This is a genomic window from Streptomyces sp. NPDC087422, from assembly GCF_044744145.1.
Taxonomy (GTDB): domain Bacteria; phylum Actinomycetota; class Actinomycetes; order Streptomycetales; family Streptomycetaceae; genus Actinacidiphila.
On the sequence record NZ_JBIUXT010000005.1, the window covers coordinates 299,853 to 321,102 of the forward strand.

The 21,250-nt window shown below is 70.5% G+C and carries 19 protein-coding genes; 4 read left to right on the forward strand and 15 right to left on the reverse strand.

The window, feature by feature from the left end:
* Positions 1-47: 47 nt before the first annotated feature.
* From ACIO6U_RS18370 to ACIO6U_RS18395, 6 genes are all read right to left on the reverse strand, one after another.
* A complete protein-coding gene (locus ACIO6U_RS18370; protein WP_401720236.1) occupies positions 48-782 on the reverse strand; it encodes a hypothetical protein in 735 nt (244 codons plus the stop codon).
* A gap of 238 nt (positions 783-1,020) precedes the next feature.
* Complete coding sequence (locus tag ACIO6U_RS18375) at positions 1,021-1,545, reverse strand: hypothetical protein (protein ID WP_355335148.1); 525 nt, start codon at positions 1,543-1,545, stop codon at positions 1,021-1,023.
* 276 nt (positions 1,546-1,821) lie between these two features.
* Complete coding sequence (locus ACIO6U_RS18380) at positions 1,822-2,544, reverse strand: glycosyltransferase (protein ID WP_401720239.1); 723 nt, start codon at positions 2,542-2,544, stop codon at positions 1,822-1,824.
* Entirely contained in the window at positions 2,541-3,128 is a 588-nt protein-coding gene (locus ACIO6U_RS18385; protein ID WP_401720909.1) for a class I SAM-dependent methyltransferase, read from the reverse strand. Before ACIO6U_RS18385 ends, ACIO6U_RS18380 begins: the two co-directional genes overlap by 4 nt.
* A 44-nt stretch (positions 3,129-3,172) precedes the next feature.
* Positions 3,173-3,943 (reverse strand): PIG-L deacetylase family protein, encoded by a 771-nt coding sequence (locus ACIO6U_RS18390; RefSeq protein ID WP_401720242.1) that lies wholly within the window; start codon positions 3,941-3,943, stop codon positions 3,173-3,175.
* A complete protein-coding gene (locus ACIO6U_RS18395; RefSeq protein ID WP_391162734.1) occupies positions 3,940-5,007 on the reverse strand; it encodes an acyl-CoA dehydrogenase in 1,068 nt (355 codons plus the stop codon). Before ACIO6U_RS18395 ends, ACIO6U_RS18390 begins: the two co-directional genes overlap by 4 nt.
* 227 nt (positions 5,008-5,234) lie before the next feature.
* Between ACIO6U_RS18395 and ACIO6U_RS18400 the strand changes: the two genes are divergently transcribed.
* Positions 5,235-5,363 (forward strand): LPFR motif small protein, encoded by a 129-nt coding sequence (locus tag ACIO6U_RS18400; RefSeq protein WP_355335140.1) that lies wholly within the window; start codon positions 5,235-5,237, stop codon positions 5,361-5,363.
* Positions 5,364-5,711: 348 nt separating this feature from the next.
* Positions 5,712-6,344, forward strand: a complete 633-nt coding sequence (locus ACIO6U_RS18405; protein WP_401720246.1) for an NADPH-dependent F420 reductase — start codon at positions 5,712-5,714, stop codon at positions 6,342-6,344.
* Positions 6,345-6,415: 71 nt separating this feature from the next.
* Here ACIO6U_RS18405 and ACIO6U_RS18410 read toward each other — a convergent pair whose 3' ends face one another.
* Complete coding sequence (locus ACIO6U_RS18410) at positions 6,416-7,369, reverse strand: DUF5996 family protein (protein ID WP_401720249.1); 954 nt, start codon at positions 7,367-7,369, stop codon at positions 6,416-6,418.
* Positions 7,370-7,763: 394 nt separating this feature from the next.
* On the opposite strand from ACIO6U_RS18410, the gene ACIO6U_RS18415 reads away from it, so the two are divergent.
* Entirely contained in the window at positions 7,764-9,062 is a 1,299-nt protein-coding gene (locus tag ACIO6U_RS18415; protein WP_401720253.1) for an amidohydrolase, read from the forward strand.
* Between the two features lie 30 nt (positions 9,063-9,092).
* Here ACIO6U_RS18415 and uvrA read toward each other — a convergent pair whose 3' ends face one another.
* The 8 genes from uvrA to ACIO6U_RS18455 form a co-directional block, all read right to left on the reverse strand.
* The gene (uvrA, locus tag ACIO6U_RS18420; protein ID WP_401720256.1) at positions 9,093-11,561 is read right to left on the reverse strand and encodes an excinuclease ABC subunit UvrA; all 2,469 of its coding nucleotides are present in this window, start codon (positions 11,559-11,561) and stop codon (positions 9,093-9,095) included.
* Positions 11,562-11,770: 209 nt separating this feature from the next.
* Positions 11,771-13,285 (reverse strand): endo-1,4-beta-xylanase, encoded by a 1,515-nt coding sequence (locus ACIO6U_RS18425; protein WP_401720259.1) that lies wholly within the window; start codon positions 13,283-13,285, stop codon positions 11,771-11,773.
* A gap of 673 nt (positions 13,286-13,958) precedes the next feature.
* Entirely contained in the window at positions 13,959-14,447 is a 489-nt protein-coding gene (locus ACIO6U_RS18430; RefSeq protein ID WP_401720262.1) for a universal stress protein, read from the reverse strand.
* A 125-nt stretch (positions 14,448-14,572) separates the two neighbouring features.
* Entirely contained in the window at positions 14,573-15,541 is a 969-nt protein-coding gene (locus tag ACIO6U_RS18435) for a carbamate kinase (protein WP_401720265.1), read from the reverse strand.
* A gap of 1 nt (position 15,542) precedes the next feature.
* Positions 15,543-16,565: an ornithine carbamoyltransferase gene (gene argF / locus ACIO6U_RS18440; RefSeq protein WP_401720268.1), complete on the reverse strand. Its 1,023-nt coding sequence runs from the start codon at positions 16,563-16,565 to the stop codon at positions 15,543-15,545.
* 55 nt (positions 16,566-16,620) lie between these two features.
* Entirely contained in the window at positions 16,621-17,940 is a 1,320-nt protein-coding gene (locus tag ACIO6U_RS18445) for an arginine deiminase (RefSeq protein WP_401720271.1), read from the reverse strand.
* Positions 17,937-19,424: an amino acid permease gene (locus ACIO6U_RS18450; RefSeq protein ID WP_391047956.1), complete on the reverse strand. Its 1,488-nt coding sequence runs from the start codon at positions 19,422-19,424 to the stop codon at positions 17,937-17,939. Before ACIO6U_RS18450 ends, ACIO6U_RS18445 begins: the two co-directional genes overlap by 4 nt.
* A 94-nt stretch (positions 19,425-19,518) precedes the next feature.
* A complete protein-coding gene (locus ACIO6U_RS18455) occupies positions 19,519-20,376 on the reverse strand; it encodes an SPFH domain-containing protein (protein WP_391047955.1) in 858 nt (285 codons plus the stop codon).
* 337 nt (positions 20,377-20,713) lie between these two features.
* Between ACIO6U_RS18455 and ACIO6U_RS18460 the strand changes: the two genes are divergently transcribed.
* The gene (locus ACIO6U_RS18460; RefSeq protein WP_401720275.1) at positions 20,714-21,247 is read left to right on the forward strand and encodes a universal stress protein; all 534 of its coding nucleotides are present in this window, start codon (positions 20,714-20,716) and stop codon (positions 21,245-21,247) included.
* Positions 21,248-21,250 lie beyond the last annotated feature (3 nt).

The window sequence follows — 21,250 nt, forward strand, 5'->3', positions numbered from 1 at the left end:
CGGACGGTTTTCGGCGGGGGAGTCGAAACGGCCCATAGTGCCGGTGATCAGTCGGATGACGGCGCGGTTTCCCTGACCGAAGCGGGTGCGGGGCGGATCTGGGTTCCGGTGGTGCCGAGGAGGATGCCCAGGGCGTTGTCGACCGGGCCGATCGCCGCGACGCCGCCGGTGCGGGTGACGAAGTCGGCGGCGACCGCGGCGCGGGTGACCACGGCCTCGGGCAGACGTACGCCGGACAGTTCGTCGGGGGTCAGCCGCAGCAGCGGCCTGGGGCGGCCGTGTCCTCCCGCTGCGAACAGGTGCGTGGCGCCGGTGAGGAACAGCAGGATGTCCGCGTCCAGTTCGACGGCCAGCAGCGCCGCCGTCCGATCCGGGTCCACCGTCACCGGTACGGTCCGCAGGCGCGCGGTGCCGCGTTCCCGTAGGACGGGGATGCCGCCGCCGCAGACCACCACGGTGCCGTCGGCCAGCAGTTCCCGGACGACCTGAGCCTCGGGAACGGCCTGCGGGCGTACGCGGGGCCCGTCCGGCAGGCTCACCTGCGGGTCGTGGGCGCCGACCTGGGCGTGGGTCACGAGCGCGACCACGGTACGGCCGACGAGCACGGAGTCCAGCGCGCGTACCAAGCGCGATCCGGTGACGGCCTGGGTCTCGGCGGGAGCGCCGTGGACGATGACGACCTCGTGACCGGCCCGGAGGAGCTCGGCCAGCGACGCGGCGGCCGGATCGAGACCGTCGTCGCCGACGAAGGTGTCGGTGTCGATGCTGACGATGATGCGCATACGGACGCTCCTCGGGAGGGGCGGGACTCCCGAGGGCGCGTATCGCCGTGGCGTCCCGCCCTGTCCACGCTCCCGCGCGCAGGGCAGGGTGTCGTGGGGCCCAAGGGCCCGAGACGGGCGCCGGTCGGCCCCGCCCGGTCGGCGCCTGACGGCCCTGCGGCCGTAGCAGCGTCCGTCGGAGGAAGGCGGCAGCGCCTTGCCGGCCGGGCCCCGGTGGACAGCCGGTGCGGGACAGGTCTCAGCCGGCCGGCTGCAAAGCCCAGTAGTGCGGGTCGATGGGGGCTTGCCGCACCACGATGCGGCCGGTGACGTCGGGGCTGTCGACGAGTTTCCCCCACGAGTTGGAGTGGTCGCTGGGGGTGTGCTCGATGTCGGCCCAGACGACGCTGCCGGGTCCTGCGGAGCCGTAGGAGACGGTCCACTCGGCGTACTTGTCGGAGCAGGCGTCGGTGACCTTCACGTGGTAGTCCGTCGTCAGGCCCAGGCAGGTGCGCGGGTCGGAGTCCGGTGTGGAGACTTCCATGGTTCCGTTGGGGCGTTGCCGTACCTGCCAGTTCGCCGAGGTGGAGGCGGTGTCCGTGCAGGCGCCCAGCGCCACCATGCCGATGCGCGCCTTCGTTTTGGGCCAGGTCAGGCACATGCCGTCCTTGAGGGCCGCGAAACGGTAGACCCCGTCGACGAGCGGGGCGGCGTGGGCGGGTTGCGCGAGTGCCGCCGTGGCGGCGGCAGCGGCGGCCATGATGGCGATGACGCGTGAACGCATGGGGTGGGACTCCTCGAACAGCCGTGGTCGATCTGATCGCGCGTCACGGGCGCGCGGTCGACGCGCGGCCCGCCGGAGACGGCGGCGGCACCGATCCTGGAGCACCGGCCCGCCCGGCGGCAGCCCGCGGTGGCCGCTGTCACCCGGCTGGCTGAGCCGCGTCACCCGATGGCGTGGCGGTGAGAGGTCCCCGCGCCGTCGCGGGTGCCAGCGGTGCCGCTCGTCGGTGGTTCCGCGTACCCCTTGGCCGATACGCCGCGACGGTCAGCTCGCCGGTCAGCTCGCCGGTTCGCTGCGGGCGGTGTGTTCGGCCTGCGCGGCGAGGAAGTCCGCGAAGCCGCCGCGGGCGCGGCCGTGCAGACGGGGCGAGGTCATGACAGGGGCGGCCGAGGTGCGCAGGACGCGATGACCGCGGCCGACCAGCGCGGCGACCAGTGCGTGGTCCTCGCCGACGTCGAGCGGCGGGAACCCGCCCACATCGCGGTAGGCGCTGGCACTCAGGCCCAGGTTGGCGCCGTGGACATGGGGGTGGTGCCAGTGGGCGCCGTCGGCCGGGCGGGTGGCTTCGTAACTGAGCTGGTGCCGGACGGTGAGGGCGGTCGCCGTCGGCACGGTCACGGTGCCGACCACCGCGTCCCACCCGTCACGGGCGAGAGCGCTGTGGTGTGCCAGCCAGTGCGGGGGTACGGCGCTGTCGGCGTCGGTGGTGGCGAGCCACACCCGCTCGTGCGGGACGGCGATCTCCGCCAGCGCGTGCTCGGCGCCCGTGGCGCGCGCCCGGCCCGGACTGCGGAAGCCGACCGGCACCACGAGGGCTCCGGCCCGGTGCGCGATCCGGGCCGTGCCGTCACGGCAGGAGTCCGCGACGACGACCGTGCGAATCCGCACGGCGGCGAGTGCGGGGTGGCGCGCGGCAGCCGCGACCGCCTCCAGCGCGGCGGGCAGGAGCGCCTCCTCGTTGTGCGCCGGGATGACGACGGCGATGGCCTCGACCCTCACACCAGACCCTCGCGCTCGGCGGGACCGGGCGGGCTGCTCCCGTCGGCCAGGTCACGGCCGTGGACCTGGAGGACGAAGTCGGCCTCGCGGTGATCGGCGAGCAGTGACAGCCCGGGCAGGCCGGTCACGCGGTCCGCGATCTCGGTGCCCGTCCACAGGTGTTCGGGCACCGGGTGGTTCCAATGCACGGTGACGAGATGCCCGCCGGGCTCCAACGCCGTCCGGGCCCGGTCCAGAAGCATGTCGAGATCGGGAGCGGCGAAGTAATAGAGCACTTCGGACAGCACGACCAGATCGAAGGAGCCGTCCGGCCACTCGTCGGGCAGTGTGAGCTGACGCACCGTCACATTCTCTGCTGTGGCGGTACGTTGCCGAGTGGTCGCCACGGCGGACGCGACCCGGTCGCAGGCGAGTACCTCGTCGCAACGGGTCGCCAGTCGGCGAGTCAACTCACCGACCGAGCACGCGGGTTCGAAGGCCCGGCGGTAGCGCGGCAGGGGGAGCGCGGCCACGGTGATGTCGTACTTGCGCCGCTCGTACCAGCGTTCGGCGAGGTGCCAGGGGTCCTCGCCCCCGCCGTACATCGTCTCGAAGTAGGCGGCGGGCGTACTCGCCGCGTTCGTCCGGCTCACTGGAACATCACCTCGTGCGCGCGGAGGTGGTGGGCCACCTCGTCGGGCGGCAGGACCGCGGCGTCCTCCGGCGCGGGGCCAATGGGCTCGACCTGGGTGGCGAACCGGGCGACGGCGGCGCGCTTGCGGGCCTGGACGTCCGCGGGCAGGGTGACCCGGTGCGCGGAAGGCCACGGGACACGCGGGTCGCCGGGGCGGGCCCAGTGCCACATCCACACGGGATACATCAGGCAGGGCACGGACGCCTGCGCGGCGGCGGCGAGCGCGGCCCGTCCTGCGGCTTCATGGTCACCGTGGACGTCGCCGATCCACGGCGCGAGGCACAACGCGGCGCCCTCCAGCACCGGGACGAGTGCCTTGACGATCTCGTCCTCGTGGAAGGCCACCCGGGTGTCCGGCACTTGCAGCCGGACGACGTGGGCCGCGCCCGTGCCCAACGCCGCGAGGGCCTGGCGGAGTTCTTCGGCGCGCAGCTGTGTCAGCCGCCCGGGCGTGACGGCTTTGCTGTCGGCGTGCGACTGCTCCCCGTCGGTGACGGAGACCACGGTGAGGGCGGTCCCCGCGTCCGCCAGCATCGCCATCGTCCCGCCGGCGCCCAGCACTTCGTCATCGGGATGCGCGGCCACCACGACCACCCTTCCCGCCTCGGGCAGCCGCAGCTCGGGAAGCGCGCGCCAGCCGTCCCAGTCCCGCCAGAGCGCCTCGTCCGTGCCCGGTGCCTGGATGGGGTTGGCGTATGCGGGCGACGGGCCTGGTTGCTCGCTCACGACGGCTCCTTGCGGGCGGCGAGGCCGCCCAGTTCGGCGAGGTTGCGCTCGGCGTGGTGTTGGCGGATGTACACGGTCAGGTCGGCGGTGTTCCGGGCGTGGCGTTCGTCGTGGCACAGCGGACCGGCGCCGGTGGCCCGTCCCACGTGGGTGAGGACATCCGCGCACACGGACTCGACGAACGCGCGGGTGCGCAGGCTCCGCATCCGCGCGGTGCCGCCGGTGTCGGAAGGATCGCCGTCGATCTCCGCTGCGGCCTGCTTCAGCACGGCCGCCGCGGCATGGAGCAGCATGTCGACCGCGCCCATGTGCGCGTCGGTGTGCGGGTCGGGGCCGCGATCGGCGGCGGCGCGCAGCAGAACGTCGGCGACGGCGCGGGCCCCGCCGTACCAGCACGCGGCCACGCCGATACCGCCGTGCTGGAACCCCGGCCGCTTCAGATAGCCGCCGACGTCGCCGACCGGCACACCGGGCACATGGTCGAAGCGCACGTCAGGGGTGTCGCTCCCGGCCATCCCGACGGCCTGCCAGGTGCCCGGCACCGGGCGGCAGCCGTCGGCCACCCCCGTCCGTACCGCGAACAGCCGCTTTCCCCGCTCCGTCGCCGCGGTGACCAGCGCGTGGGTGCAGCTGTGGGCTCCCGAGCAGTACTGCTTGAGCCCGGTCAGCACCCAGCCGTCGCGGTCACGGGTGGCGTGCAGTCCTTCGCCCGGCGGTTCGGCCGCCCACACGCCCCACCGCTCTCCCGGCCGGGGCGGCGGCGCGTCCAGTTCCGCCAGGATCGCCGCCGCGTCCACGTGTCCTTCGAAGAGCCGGGCCGCGCACAGATCCCGCTCGGCCACCGAGGTGAGGACGGCGAAGCGCTCCGCCGTACGACCCGAGCCCGGCAACGGGCAGTCCAGCGCTCCCGACGTCAGAGCGGCCACCAGCTCCGCGAAACGCTCCGCCGACTCCCGGGCCGCCGCCGCGACGGGAAGACCCGTCGCCGCGTCGTGGGCCGCCGGATCAGGAGCGGTCGCCGGTGGAGCGGTGGCGGGCCCGTCCTGCCGCGTGGTGCTCCGCATGTGTGGTGGCCTCCCTCGGTGACGACTCGTACGCATTCACAGCCTCACCCGGGACAGTGGCGTACGCATCCGGATGCCCCACGGGGGCCGTCCTACACGGCTGCGCGGACAGTTCCCATGAGAACGAGCGGGAGAGCCCATGGGTGGCCGCTATCCGGGTAGGGGACCAGGTGAGGCTCCACACGCGGTGCCGGACAACGGCACCGCGTACCGAAGGAGGGTGAGCCATGTTCAAGGCCATCGCAGATGTACTCGGAAAGATCGGCAGCGCTGTCGCCACGGTGGTGTCCCTGCCGTTCCGGGCCGTGGGCCGCCTGTTCGGCGGAGCGTCCGACACAGCCCACGGTCACCACTGACACATCGGGCACCCTGGCGTCGCGCCGCGGGGGCTTGTCTCGGGTCACCGCTCCGGATGCGGGCGTCCGCCGCTTCCCGCAGGATGACAGAGTCGCCGACGTTCTCGGGACCGTCCTGAGCTGGGCTTTTCAGAGGGCGCCGCACCATGGCGGGACCGGAGCAGCGTCGCCTCGGCCGTGACCGGTGCCGGCGGGGTGCGTACGGCCCGGTGTGCGCTGGCCGCACTCGACCGTGAGGACCCGGTCGCCGCGCGCCCCGAGCACGGAGCTGGACGGTGCCGGCCGTATACCCCTCTCCGGGCGCTCGGTCGCGGCCCTCGTCGGCCTTGACGGAAGAAGGAGTCAGCCATGCAGATCACGATCGTCGGTGCGGGCAACATGGCCCGCGGCATCGCCACCCGCGCCCTCGCGGGCGGCCACCGGGTCCGTCTCGTGGACAGCAACCGGGCCAAGGCGGACGCCCTCGCCGCCGACCTCGGCGCGGACGCGAGCGGCGCGGACTTCGACGCGCTGGACGGCGCGGACATCACCGTGCTCGCCCTGCCGTTCGAAGCGGCGAAGACGGTGGCCCGTGAACACGCCCGGGCCCTCGCGGGCAAGGTCGTCGTGGACATCTGCAACCCCGTCGACTTCTCCACCTTCGACTCGCTCGTCACCCCGCCCGGCGTGGCCGCAGTCAGCCTGGTAGCGGCCGAGGCTCCGCAGGCCCGCTTCGTCAAGGCGTTCAACACGACGTTCGCGACCACGCTGGTGGCCGGCGAAGTGGCCGGTCAGCCTCTGGACGTGTTCATCGCCACGGATGACGACGACGCGCGGGCGACCGTCACCGAATTCGTCACGAGCGGCGGCCTGCGCCCCATCGACGCCGGACCGCTGCGCCGCGCCCTGGAACTGGAGGCGTTCCAGTTCCTGCACATGACGCTCCAGGACCGGCTCGGACTGAAGTGGTCCAGCGCGATCAAGATCATTCCCGAATCCTGAGGTGTCCCCATCGTGTCCGCCGCGAAGGGCTGCCCGGGTGCTCGCGTCTCAGTCGGCCGAACCAGCTCGGTTCAGGGGCGCAGGCCCCGGACGGCGTCCGGCCGCGTCCGGCTCATGTACCAGCCGTCGACGCGGGGCCCGATGAGGTCGGACGGCCAGCCCGACAGCCCGACTGCGGCGTCGTAGACGGCGTCACCGAACGTCACGATGGCCTGGTGCGGGTCGGCCGTCTCCCCGAGCCTGTCCCACGGCAGGAGAACCAGACCGGCGTCGGGATTCCAGACCGCCCCGTCGACACCCCAGGAACGGCCGTCGAGGCCGTCCGGCTGAGGCCAGATGTAGGCGTACATACCGGCGCCGGGCGCTGTGGCGTCCCCGAAGGAGAATCCCACCGCCACGTACTCCCGGAGCTGGGCGTTCTGCATGAACGCCGGACGATCGGGCGGCGGCTCGGTGGGCCGCGCCCGGTGCCGTGTCGCGGACAGGTCGAAGCCGCCCCACATCACCCCGACCCGGGGGCGGTGCCCGAGGAAGGGCGCCTGCCACGTTTCGAGTCCGCCGGCGGCGAGGTTCAGCGCTTGCCACATCAGCCGGGCGACGCCGGGATCCCAGGCGCGTTCGACGTGATCGTCCTCGAAGGTCGGCTCGCAATCCGGAATCTCGCAGATCAGCGAAGTACGCGGCCGGGTTATGCCCAGCTCGGCCGCCGCGTCGCGGAACGCCGCGTAGAACGCGGCGACTGATCCGTTCGACAAGGGCACCGTCCGCGAGCCCGCGTCGGCCTCGACGACCACGTCACCGTCGAGCAGGCGGTAGTGCACAGCGAAGGTCACCCCTCGCCGCCGGAACGTCGGCGTCCTGAGCCCGCGGGGAGTGACGTCGAGGACGACGTTTCCCCAGCCGACCTCGAAGGGCTCGTCGAGGGTGTACTTGCCCGCGACCTGCACCACCCGGTTGACGTATCCGACCATGGCCGCCATGTCCTCGTGGACCAGCGTCGGCCATCCATTGCGACGTTCGCTCACCGAGAGCCTCCCAGTGCGTCGATCGGGTCGGCAGAAGGGATGCATCGTGGATCGCGTGGGCTTGCGGATCGTGGCGCGATCGTAGGGCCATTTTCGCACGCGGGTCACCGGCCTGCCCGCTCGGTCACGGCGCTTCCCGCCCGCTCACGGTCTGATCGACGCCGAGCCGACGCGTGCGTACACGGCCGTCCGCGCGTCGTGGCGCGCCCGTGGAAGGCGGAAGGCGGCCGGTGCGGGTACGCGAGCGGCGGGCGGCCCCCGGTCGCCCGGCAGCGGTGATCACGAATGCCAGGTCAGGCAGCACGGCAGGGGCCGGGTTACCGTCGGGTCATCGAGCTGGTCGACCAGCAGGTCGACCATCCGGGCAACCCCCATCGGCGAGGAGCTGGCGGCTGTGGCGATCGACGATTCCACCGGTACGGCGGCTCCCGCGGACGTCGTCCTGGCCGGACTGCCGGAAATCCGTTCCGAGCTGGAGGACGTCTACCGGGACCTGCACGCCCATCCCGAGCTGGGCCACCAGGAGCACAGGACCGCGGCCAGGGTGGCCGAGCGCCTGACGGAGTGGGGCTACACGGTGCACGCGGGTGTCGGCGGCACCGGCGTCGTCGGCGTACTCGCCAACGGCGACGGGCCGGTCGTCCTGCTGCGGGCCGACATGGACGCGCTGCCGGTCCGGGAGGACACCGGTCTCCCCTACGCCAGTACGGCCACCGCCACGGACGCGTCCGGCCGGGACGTCCCCGTGGCCCACGCCTGCGGCCACGACATGCACGTCACCTGTCTGCTGGGCGCGGCCAGGCTGATGGCGGCCTCCCCGACGTCGTGGCAGGGCACGCTCGTCGCCCTGTTCCAGCCCGCGGAAGAACCCGGGGACGGCGCCGACCGCATGCTCGCCGACGGTCTCGCCGACCGCGTCCCCCGCCCGGACGTGGCGTTCGCCCAGCACGTACTGCCCTATCCCGCCGGGACTCTGGGCACCCGCTCCGGGTCGTTCCTCTCGGCGGCGGACAATCTGAAGATCACCGTCCACGGCCGGGGTGCCCACGGCTCCGCTCCCCAGGCCGCGATCGACCCGGTGGTCATGGCATCGATGATCGTGGTCCGCCTTCAGACGATCGTCTCCCGAGAGCTGGCCGCGACCGAGCCCGCCGTGCTGACCGTGGGTTCCGTCCACGCCGGTACGACCGGCAACGTGATCCCGGACACGGCCGAGATCCAGCTCAATGTGCGCACCTACGACGAAGGCACCCGTGAAGCCGTCCTGGCCGCCGTGCGGCGCATCGTCACAGCCGAGTGCGACGCCTCCCGCGCGACCCGGGACCCGCAGTACGAAGAGGGCGGCCGCTTCCCGCCGACCGTCAACGACGAGGCCGTCACCGCCGAAGTCTCCGCCGCGTTCACCGCCTACTTCGGCGAGCGGGCCCGTACCAGCGCGTTGCAGAGCGCCAGCGAGGACTTCAGCCGCGTCCCTGACGCCTTCGGCACCCCGTACACCTACTGGGGCATCGGCTGCACCGACCCCGACGCCTACCGTGCGGCCGAGCGGCGCGGCACCGTCGCCCAGGACATCCCCGTCAACCACAGCGCCCGCTTCGCCCCGGTCCTCCAGCCCACCTTGGACACCGGCGTGCAAGCCCTGGTCGTCGCCTCCCTGACCCGGCTCGCCCGCCCCGAGCACCGACGCGGCTGAAGCGCCGGTGGTCAGCGCTTCGCTCCGTCGTCAGGAGCGCGCGAGCCGGGCCGCGAGGTAGGGCGCGGTGGCGCTGCGGCGGGCCTTCGCCACCTTGTCCGGCGGCCCCGCCGCGACCACCCGCCCGCCCGCGTCGCCGCCGCCCGGTCCGAGGTCGATGACCCAGTCGGCGGTGGCGATCGTGTCGAGGTCGTGCTCGACGAGGACGACCGTGTTGCCGGCGTCCACGAGCCGGTGCAGCTGTCGTAGCAGCAGCGCGATGTCCGAGGGGTGCAGCCCCGCCGTCGGCTCGTCGAGCAGGTAGAGCGCGTGCCCGCGGCGGGCCCGCTGCAATTCGGTGGCCAGTTTGATGCGTTGCGCCTCGCCACCGCTGAGTTCCGTCGCGGGCTGCCCCAGCCGCAGGTACCCGAGTCCCACCTCGCGCAACGTCTCCAGACTGCGGGAGGCGGCCGGGACGGCGGACAGGAACCCGGCGGCGTCGTCGACGGACATTCCCAGCACTTGCGCGATGTTCTTGCCGCGGTAGGTGACTTCCAGCGTCTCGGCGTTGTAGCGGGCGCCCCGGCAGGTCGGGCACGGCGCGTAGGTGCCGGGCAGGAACAGCAGCTCCACCGCGACGAATCCCTCGCCCTGGCACGTCTCGCACCGCCCTTCGGGCACGTTGAAGGAGAACCGCCCGGCCGAGTAGCCGCGCGCCCTGGCCTCCTCCGTCCCCGCGTACAGCCTGCGCACCGCGTCGAACATCCCCGTGTACGTGGCCAGGTTGGACCGGGGAGTCCGGCCGATGGGCCGCTGGTCGACCCGGACCAGCCGGTCGAACGACTCGACCCCCGACGCGTCCTGGACGTCGACCTCCAGCTCCGCCTCGTCGGGCTCCTCGGGTACGAGCCCGAGGTGGCCGCGCACGACCTCGGCGAGCACCTGCGTCACCAGCGTCGACTTCCCGGAACCGGACACACCCGTCACCGCCGTCAGCACGCACAGCGGCACGTCGACCGACACATCGCGCAGATTGTGGCGTGAGACGCCGCTCAGACGCAGCCAGCCGTGCGGTGTGCGCGGGCGGTGTTCGAGCGGCTGAGCGCGCCCGAACAGGTACTGGCTCGTGGCCGACTCCGCGACCCGCTCAAGACCGGCGACCGGGCCGCTGTACAGCACGCATCCGCCGCCCTCACCCGCGCCGGGGCCGATGTCCACCACCCAGTCCGCCCGCCGCACGACGTCCATGTCGTGTTCCACGACGAACAGCGAATTGCCCGCCGCCTTGAGGCGGTCCAGCACGTCCAGCAGCGGTTCCGCGTCGGCCGGGTGCAGCCCGGCGGAGGGTTCGTCGAGGACGTAGACGACGCCGAACAGCCCCGAGCGCAGTTGGGTGGCGATCCGCAGGCGCTGCGCCTCGCCGGGCGACAGGGTCGTCGAGCGGCGCCCGAGGCTGAGATATCCCAGGCCCAGGTCGAGCAGTACGTCGATCCGCGCGACGAGATCGCCGCAGATCCGGACCGCGGCCTCGGTCGTCTCCCCGGACCGGGCGGTCGACGTGGTGGCGTCGGCCTCGGACCGCCCCACGACGGGCCGCAGCAGCGCCACGACCTCGGTGAGCGGCATCGCGTTGATCTCGGCGATGGAACGTCCGGCGAAGGTCACCGCGATTGCCTCGGGCCGCAGTCCGCTGCCGTGGCACTCGGGGCAGGGCACACTCCTGACGAACCGGAGCGCCCGTTCGCGCATCTTGTCGCTCTTGGAGTCGGCGAGGACGTGCATGACGTGCTTGCGCGCGCTCCAGAACGTGCCCTGATAGCCGTAGTCGACGCGGTCCTCCTGCGGCTGGATGTACACGGAGGGCTGCTCGTCCGTGTACAGCAGCCAGTCCCGGTCCTTCTTCCTGAGCCTGCGCCACGGCCGGTCGATGTCGATCCCCAGGCCGCTCACGACACTGCGCAGGTTGGCGCCCTGCCAGGCGCCCGGCCAGGCGGCGATCGCCCCCTCGCGGATGCTCAGCGAGGGGTCCGGGACCAGCAGGTCCTCGGCGACGTCGTGCACGACGCCCAGTCCGTGGCACTGCGGGCAGGCGCCTGCCGCGGTGTTGGGTGAGAACGACTCGGCCTCCAGCCGCGCGGCCCCCGGGGGGTAGGTGCCGGCGCGGGAGTACAGCATGCGCAGCAGATTGGACAGCGTCGTGATGGTGCCGACCGTCGAGCGCGAGCTGGGGGAGCCGCGTCGCTGCTGCAGGGCGACGGCCGGTGGCAGTCCGGTGATTTCCCGCACATGCGGAGCGCCGACCTGTTGCAACAGCCTTCGGGCGTACGGTGCCACGGACTCGAAGTAGCGCCGCTGGGCCTCCGCGTAGAGGGTGCCGAACGCGAGCGAGGACTTGCCCGAACCGGAGACGCCGGTGAAGGCGACCATCGCGTCCCGCGGAACGTCGACATCGATGTTCCGCAGATTGTTCTCACTGGCGCCCCGGACATGCACGAAGGGGTCGGTCGCGTCCTTGTCCACTGTTCCTGACTACCCGATCGCGCCCGGATCCGCGCGACAGGCGCCGCCACCGGGCCTAGGTTCTGTCCGGCGGATCACGAATGGCCCCTTCGGCGACCGCGTTCCGGGCGCCGCGCGGGCCCCCGTCCGTCCACGCGACGGGACGTCTTCCGGCGCGCCCCATGGCGCCGGAAGACGTCCCTCACCTCATCGGATGAAGTGGGGCGCGGTCAGTTGCCGGCCCATGTCCATTTCTGGTTGCTGCCGCCGGAGCAGGAGTACATCTGGATCTGGGTGCCGTTGGCGGTCCCGGTGCCGACCGCGTCCAGGCAGAGTCCCGACTGGGTGCTGGCGATGGAGCCGTCGGAGTTCAGGCGCCACTTCTGGTTGGCGCCGCCCCAGCAGGAGTAGATCTGCGCCTTGACGCCGTTGCTGGTGCCGGCCGCGTCCAGGCACTTGCCGAGGGATTTGAGTTCGCCGTCCGACGTCAAGGTCCACTTCTGGTTGCTGCCGCCGGAGCAGTCCCACAACTGGACCTGCGTGCCGTCGGTCGTCGTGGAGTTGGGCACGTCCAGGCACCGCCCCGAACCCGTCCCCTTGATCTGACCGTTGCTTCCGCCGCCCGGCGGGGTCGTGGGAGGAGTGGTCGGGGGCGTGGTCGGAGGTGTGGTGGGAGGCGTGGTCGTGCCACCTCCGGCCGCGTTGAGAGCGTTCAGGACGGCTGTGTACGCGGCCTTCTTGTTGCCGCTGTTGTCGAACAGCAACGGCGTGTCCTGGCTGCGCCACGAGTCGCTGTCCCGGACGCCCCATACCGTCATGCCGAGGCAACGCGAGACCGCCAGGCAGTCGTTGGTGATGTTGGCGTACGTGGTCGGCGACGCGCCCTGGACGTCCAGCTCGGTGATGGCCACGTCGACGCCGAGGGCGGCGAAGCTCTGGAGCGTGGTACGGAAGTTGCTGTTGTACGGGCTGCCGCTGTTGAAGTGGGACTGGAAGCCGACGCAGTCGATCGGAACGCCGCGGGCCTTGAAGTCCTTGACCATGTTGTAGACGCCCTGTGTCTTGGCGTCGTTCCAGTTCTCGATGTTGTAGTCGTTGTAACAGAGCTTCACGTTCGGATCGGCCGCCCGCGCCGTCCGGAAGGCGACCTCGATCCAGTCGTTGCCGGTGCGCTGGAGGTTGGAGTCGCGTCGTCCACCGGAACCGCCGTCGGCGAACGCCTCGTTCACCACGTCCCACTGCGCGAGCTTGCCCTTGTAGTGACCAACCACGCCGTTGATGTGGTTGATCATCGCCTGGCGCAGCGCGCTGCCGCTGAGGGACTGCATCCAGCCCGGCTGCTGACTGTGCCAGGCCAAGGTGTGGCCGCGTACCTGCTTGCCGTGTTGTACGGCCCAGTTGTAGACCTGATCGCCGCCGTTGAAGTTGAACTGGCCCTGCTGGGGCTCGGTGGCGTCGATCTTCATCTCGTTCTCGGCCGTCACCATGTTGAACTCGCGGTCGGCGATCGTCGTGTAGGCCGAGTCGCCGAGCTTGCCCGAGGCGATGGCGGTGCCGAAGTACCGCCCGCTCTGCGCGGCTGCCGCGCCGAGGGACGTCGCGGCGGCGCCCGAGGGAGCCGCCGCCACCAGGACCGCCGTGGCCGCCACGACCGAGCCGGTTGCGACGGCGACGACGGCCCGGTGGACACGGCTGAGCCGTCGTCGGGTCCCGGGCGGGGGTGGGGGTATGGCCTTTGTGCTCATCGCAGAGCCTCCGTAACCGATTCACAGAACGTGGGGGGACACGCGGGACACGCCCGCGGATTCGTAGGCGTCGACCGTTCCGGCTCCACCGAGTCGGCAGGGCCGTCGCCTCGGGGACTCAGTGTGGAAACGCCCGCGAAACGTGTCAACACTTTCGGAGAAGTTTCGGAAACTATTGCTGGTCGAGGTAATGGCTGCACGACTTCTGAGCACGTCCGAGGCACCGAAAGTTTCGATCCCATGGGTCACCTCGCCGCGCTCGCGCAGCCGCGCCAGATGTTCCGGTCCCACCGGGCCGGGTGCGCACGGCAACGAGTAGCCGCACCGCAGGCGGCAGCCCGTACACGTCGAGGCCGGTGAAGCTCCTGCGGCGCTGCCGCCCCCCGCCTCCGGCAGACAGGAGTTGGGGCTCGGGCATCCTCCGGGCCTGGGCTTCAGCAACGTCGTTCTCCCGAGCCCATGCTTTCGTGATCGAGGCGAGCTGCGCCTCGTACGTCCGCGGGTCTGACATCTGCAGGCCCCGCCCTGTTCGGGCGAACCAACGCAGATCGGCGAGCCGTCCTGGATAGTCCCGGTCACCGGGGCTGAGCCCGCGCCAGTTCGGGAGGCTGGTGCCGGTTCTGCGGCGTGCGGGCGCGGTTGATCGAGGCGGGATCACCTGCTTCCTGCGAGGTCATTCGTCGGCCGGGTCGCTGGTCGCGACCGGCTGCGGAACGACCACGACGGGGCAGGACGCGTGCTGGACGCAGTGCTGGCTGACGGAACCGAGCAGGACGCCGGCGAAGGTGCCGTGTCCCCGGGTTCCCACCACCAGCAGCCGGGCGTCGCGTGCGGCGTCAGTGAGGACTTGTGCCGGGTGCCCCTCCACCGAGTGGGTTGCCACCTGGACCATGCTGCCGTTCTGGTTCTTCACGACGCGCGCGACGGTTTCTTCCAGGCATTTCTCGGCCGAAATGGCGAAGTTTCCGCCGTCGGGCATGGACGGCAGGTAGCCCCAGGAGTATCCGTACATACTGGGGTATTGCCATGCGGCGACCGCCGAGAGCGACGCCCCCACCCGTCGGGCGTACTCCATCGCCCAGTGCAGCGCGGCCTCGGACCCGGCGGAGCCGTCCACTCCCACGACAATCCGGTCGGTCTGGTCCACGGGCAGATCTCTCATCGGAACTCCTGCTGATCGTTTGCGTGCGGATCTCAAGCTCGGATCTCAAGCTCGGATCTCAAGCTCGAATTGTGCGGGTCATGCCCTTTGTTCGGTCTCAGCCGACCGTGCGCACTTCCTTCGAGTCACCCGTCCACCGAGGCGCGTCGGCCACCGTTTCGGGAACGCGCGTCCACTTGTCCGAGCCGGTGTTCGGCGATGGTGGTCCCGGCGCTGCCGTTCAGGACCGCGGCGGCCTGGGACAGCGAGCCGATGGCCGCTTTCCGGCCGGTCGCGATGACGAATCGGGCGCAGGCGGTGAGTTTGGGGCCCATGGAGCCGTCAGGGACGGATATCCGGCTCATGTCGTCCACATTGATCCGCCTGCGCAGCATCGCCTGGGGTGTGCCGAAGTGTTCCATCACGCCCGGCACGTCCGTGAGGACGAGCAGCCGGTCGGCGTTCACCTTGATGGCGATCAGCGCCGCGGTGAAGTCCTTGTCGACGACGGCCTCCACGCCGTGGATCCGTCCGGCGTCGTCTTCGGTGACCGGTACTCCGCCGCCGCCACCGCAGATGATCACGGACTGCTGCCTGAGCAAGTGGGTGATGGTGCCCTGTTCGAGGACGCGCTGCGGGTGGGGCGAGGACACGACGCGTCGCCAGCGTCCGCCGTCGGGGGCGATGTCCCAGCCGTGGAGTTCGGCGAGCAGGCGGGCCTGTGGCTGGTCGTAGACCGGTCCGACGAACTTCGTCGGTCTGGCGAAGGCCGGGTCCTCCGCGTCCACGACCGTTTGGGTCACGATGCTGAGGATCGGCTTGGTCACCCCGGCGTTGCGCAGTTCCTGGGCCAGCCAGTAGCCGATCATTCCCTGGGTCTGGGCGACGAGTACGTCCAGCGGGTAGGGGCGCGTCAACGAGGTGTCGCTCTCGCTTTCGAGCGCGAGCATGCCGACCTGCGGTCCGTTTCCGTGGCAGACGACCAGTTCGTTCTCGGCGGCGAGCGGGGCGAGGGCCTCAGCCGCGGCGCGGATGTGACCGATCTGGAGCGCGGCATCGGGCTTCTCGCCACGACGCAGGAGCGCGTTGCCGCCGAGTGCGACGACGATGCGCACCTCAGTCACCCAGCGCGGCGACGAGGACGGCCTTGATGGTGTGCAGGCGGTTCTCCGCCTGGTCGAAGACGATCGATCGAGCGGATTCGAAGACCTCGTCGGTGACCTCGGCGCCGGTGAGCCCGTACTGGTCGTTAAGGCGCTGACCGAGTGGTGTGCTGCTGTCGTGGACCGAGGGCAGGCAGTGCAGGAATTTGGTGTCGGGCTTGCCGGAGCCGAGCAGGACCTTCTCGGTGACGCGGTACGGCAGGAGCAGCGGAATGCGCGTCTTCCACTGCTCGTCGGACTCGCCCATGCTGACCCACACATCGGTGTAGACGAAGTCGGCGCCCGCTGTGGCCTGCTCGACGTCCTCGGTCACCAGGACGCGCGCGCCACTGTTCGTGGCGAGGTTCCGGGCGGTGGCGATGACGTCGTCGGGGGGCCACAGTTCGCGCGGCGCCGCGATCCGCACATCCATGCCCAGCAGGGCGCCGGTGACGAGAAGCGAACGGGCGACGTTGTTGCGGCCGTCCCCGAGGAAGCAGTACGCGATCTGCCACATGGGGCCGGGGTGGTGCTCGGTCATGGTGAGCACGTCGGCCAGCGTCTGGGTCGGGTGCCAGGAGTCGGTGAGCCCGTTCCATACGGGGACGCCGGCATGGTCGGCGAGCTGCTCCACGGTGTCCTGGGCGAAACCGCGGAACTCTATGCCGTCGAACATCCGGCCCAGCACCCGCGCCGTGTCGCGTACCGACTCCTCACGACCGATGTGGGAGCCCTCGGGCCCGAGGTAGGTGACATGGGCGCCTTGCTGGTGTGCGGCGACCTCGAATGCGCAGCGGGTGCGGGTGGAGGTCTTCTCGAAGACCAGCGCGATGTTCCGGCCTGTCAGCGCGGGCCGTTCGGTGCCGCCGGCCCTGTCGCGCTTGAGCTGCGCCGCGCGCGTGATCAGCGCGAGGAACTGCTGCTTGTCGAGGTCGGTCTCCTTCAGGAGCGAACCGGGATGCCGAAAGGCGGTGGTCGGGGCGGTGGTCGTCGTCATGGGGCGGACCTCGTTTCTGAGCGGTACGGCGGCGTGCGGGCGGGGCGGAGGCGGTTCAGATGCCGTCGCGCTGAGTGGGACAGGTCATGCACCGGGCTCCGCCGCGGCCTCGGCCCAGCTCGTTGCCGGGGATGCTGATGACCTCGATGCCGTTGTCGCGCAGCATGCTGTTGGTGACGGTGTTGCGTTCGTAGCCGACGACGATGCCGGGGGCGATGGTGAGGAAGTTGTTGGCGTCGTCCCACTGCTCGCGCTCGGCGGCTCGCGCGTCCTCCTCGGCGGACAGGACGCGTAGTTTCTCGATGCCCAAGGCGTCGGCGATGGTGGCGAAGAGGTCGTCGCGCTGCTCCACGTGCAGCGCCGCGGTGTCGTGCTCGACGACCTCGTGCGGGTCGGCCGGCTCGATCACCCAGGTGCGCATGTCCTTCGGGTCGAGGTTGGGGTAGCGGACGAAGGTGTCCGTGTCGATCATGGTCAGGACGGTGTCCAGGTGCATGAACGCGTGGGACTTCGGGAGCTGCACGGCGATGACGGTGGTGGCCTGACCGGTCCGGAAGAGCTCTCGGGCCAGGATTTCCACGCCCATGGGGGTGGAGCGCTCTCCCATTCCGATCAGGACGGCGCCTCGCCCCAGGACGTGGATGTCACCGCCTTCCAAGGTGGCCGGCTGGTGATTGCTGTCGTCGTCTCCGTAGTAGCGGGGAAACGTGCGGTCGGCGAAGAGCGGATGGAAGTCGTACACAGCCCTGCTGTGCAGCGATTCGCGCTGCCGGGCGGACTTGGCCATCGGGTTGATGGTGACGCCGCCGTATATCCAGGCGGAGTTGTCGCGTTGGAAGAGCGTGTTGGGCAAGGGCGCCAGTACGAAGTCGTCGGGGTCCAGGGTCTGCCAGCGCAGGCTGCGTACCCGCAGCGGTGACAGGTCCGTGCGAGTGACGCCCCCGATGAGCAGCTCGGCCAGTGTCGCGGAGTCGGTCTCGTCGGCGAGCGCCCGCAACGGGGCTGCCAGGGTGGGTCCGACCTGCTCGGCCGTGCAGACGCGGTCCAGCACGAACGCCCGGGCCTCGGGGAGGGCCAGTGTTTCGGCGAGCAGTACGTCGAAATGGTGCACGGTGACGAAGCGGTCGCGGAGGGCCTGCGTGAACGCGTCGTGTTCTTCGCGGGCTCTGGCAGCCCACAGCACGTCGTCGAAGAGCAGTTGGTCGCAGTTGCCGGGAGTCAGGCGGCTGAGTTCCAGCCCGGGACGGTGGACAACGGCTTCACGCAGTTGGCCGACTTCGGAGTGGACTCCCGGCGTGCGGGTCGACCTGGTTTTCCCGGCGGCTCGGTCGGCGGGGCGCTCGGCGGCGGGAACAGCTTGTGTCGGTCGCGTCATGACGGGATCTCTCCGGTGTCGGTGGTGCGGGTGGCGGGTGCCGGGGTGAGCCGACTGCCCACCGGGGTCTCAGGGACCTCGGGAAGGGCGGCGCTGTCGAAGGGCACGACGAGGCTCTCGCCGTACTCGCCCCGCCCCGACTTCAGCCAGATGTAGACGGGCAGGCCCAGCAGGACGCAGAACAGGCCGTAGTAGACGGCCTGGTACCCGCTGCCGGCCAGCGACCAGAAGGAGAAGACGAGGGCGACCGCGGACACTCCGCAGTCGCGGACCAGGTGCTGCCAGTGGGTCTGCCGGCCGCGCGTGAGGAGCCAGTACAACTGCGCGGCCGCGCTGAACAGATAGGGGATGACGGCGGTGACCACGGAGAGCAGGACGAGCGTGGTGAAGACCTTCTCGAAGCGCGTGTAGCTGACCACGGTCAGGACCGAGGCGAGGAAGGTCGAGCTGATGATGCCGAACGCGGGTATGCCGCGTCGGCCGCGGGCGAACACCGCCGGGAACAGGCGGTCCTTCGCGGCTGCCATGGGCATTTCGCCGACGACCAGGGTCCAGCCGATCAGAGCGCCCAGGCCGGAGACGATCGCCGCGACGGCGACGGTCTGGCCGGCCCAACGGCCGCCGAAGATGGCGTCGGCCGAGTCGGTGAACGGCGCTGTGGACTTCTGCAGGGCGGCGTTGGAGACCGTGCCGAACACGGTGACCGTGCCCAGGATGTACACCACGGCGCAGCCGATGGTGCCCAGCACCGTGGCCCGTCCGACATTGCGCCGAGGGTCACGTACGCGGCCGGCCACCACCGAGGCGGTCTCGATGCCGATGTAGCTGAACAGCGCGATGGCCGCGGCGGCCGAGATCGCCGCGGTCGCCGAGGTGCCGGTGGGGTTGAGCGGCCCGAAGTTGTGGGCCTTGATGAACAGCAGCCCGACGGTGGCCATGAACAGCAGGGGAATGAATTTGAGCACGGTCGTGACGTTCTGCGTGATGGCGATGTTCCGCACCCCGGAGAGATTGATGACCGCGGGTATCCACAGACCCGCCATGGCGATCACGACGGACCAGAGCTTGGCGTGCCCGGTGTTCCAGAAGACCTCGACGTATCCGACCCACGCGACGACGATCGCGGCGTTGCCGGCCCAGGCGGTGATCCAGTAGGACCACGCGTTGAGGAAGCCGCCGAAGTCCCCGAAGGCGTCTCTGGCGTAGACATACGGGCCGCCGGAACCCGGCACTCTCTTCGACAGCGACCCGAAGGTGAACGCCAGCGCCAGAGCGCCTACGGTGACCAGGACGAACGCGACCAGACTGATCGGGCCGTACGGCGCCAAGGCACTCGGCAGCGCGAAGACTCCCGTGCCGATCACCGATCCGATGACCAGTGCGGTGGCCGTCGGCAGTCCGAACTGCCGCTTCTTCGCCGTCTTCTGCGTACTCGTCGGGTGCGAGGTTTCTCCGGACGCCTCATCGTGCACCTGCGTACTCAACTGAGTTCCTCCTCGCCTCTGTTCACGACGGCCCACGCTGGGGGCTCGGCAGCGGCAGTCCGGCGGTCCACGTCGGGCTGCCGCTACCGGTCGATCACACCGATGCGTTGGCGTTGGAGCCGTTCAGTACGGGGACGGGGACGGTCTTCACCATGCCGGTCGGCGGTACGGGGGCCGCGGCGGCTGCCTTCTCACGGGCGAGGAAGGATCCGAGCTCGCCGATGGTGCTCATGAGGGGGGCGGGGAAGACCACGGTCGTGTTCTTGTCGACGCCTATCTCGACCAGGCTCTGCAGGTTGCGGAGCTGGAGCGCCAGCGGGTGGTCCATCATGATGTCCGAGGCGTCGCCGAGCGCGGCGGCGGCCATCGACTCGCCTTCGGCGTTGATGATCTTCGCTCGCTTCTCCCGCTCGGCTTCCGCCTGGCGGGCCATCGCGCGCTTCATGCTGTCGGGCAGTTGGATGTCCTTGAGTTCGACCAGGGTGACCTCGACGCCCCATTCGGTGGTCGTCACATCGAGGATTTCGCGGATGTCCAGATTGATCCGGTCAGTTTCCGACAGCGTCTGGTCGAGGGTGTTCTGGCCGACGACCTTGCGCAGGGTCGTCTGCGCTATCTGATTGATCGCCGTGTTCACGTTCTCTATCGCGATCACCGATTTCACGGCGTCCGCCACTCGGAAATAGGCGACGGCCGACACATCGACGCTCACATTGTCCCGGGTGATGATGCCCTGGGACTGGATGGGCATGGTGACCGTCCGCAGCGACACCCGGTGCAGGACGTCGACGAACGGAACGATGAACCGCAGCCCCGGCGGACGAGCACCGACCAGCCGCCCGAACCGGAACAGAACTCCCTGCTCGTACTGCTTGATCACCTTGACCGCCATGGCGATGGCCACGATGGCCAGGATGACCACGATGACGAGAAGGAAAATCAGAAGTGCCATTGCGTTGCTCCTCAGAAAGGATGGCGGATTCCTGGTCCAGGACATACCGACCGGCAGGACCGCGGGCAGTGCGTGACGGGCGGAGAGGATGTGACCGGTGGAGGTCGTATCAGCAGCCCTCAGACGCTCCCGTTCCTCCAACTCGTCTGTGCCGTCATGTAGTTCATATCCGCATCGTCGCCGCGCCAGATCGTCGTCGGTAGGGCCGGGTGGTCCCTCCTCACCGGCTCAGCGGCCCCCTGCGTCCACCGGATTCTCCTGAGGACTGGCCGCAAATCCATTTCGGAGAGCCGGTCGGCCCTTGGCCGCCGTACTGGTGCCGCACCATCGTGGAGTTATGAGAATCCAAGAGACCAACCTGAGGGAATTTTCCGGAGCGCGGTCGATCGTCGTCGGGGTGAACGGTTCCCGTGCGTCCCTTGCTGCCTTGCGATGGGCCGTGGCGGAAGCGGAGGCACGCAAGGTGCCCCTGGTGACGGTGCACGCCTGGGAGCCGTCGGTACGTCGGCGTGCGCCGTATGCCACCGTGGCGGAGCGCCGTACACCGGCCGAGGACCGGGAGTCTGGGCAGAGGCTGGTCCAAGTCGCGGTGGCCGCAGTCCGGATGGCCCATCCGGGCGCTGACGTGCGGGCGGTGCTGGCCGAGGGGCCGCCGGTCGCGGTACTCCTTCGCTACAGCGACGACGCTCTGCTTCTGACGCTCGGGCAGAGCCTGTACAGGGACGGCTCGCCGACCGAACTCGGTCCGGTGACCCGCGCGTGCGTCAGGGAATCCCATTGCCCCGTCGTTACGGTTCCGGAGCTCCGCACCACAGCCCGGCACAGCGAACTCCCGCCCGTGGCCCCCGTGGCGACGGCCTTGGCCGGCTGACCT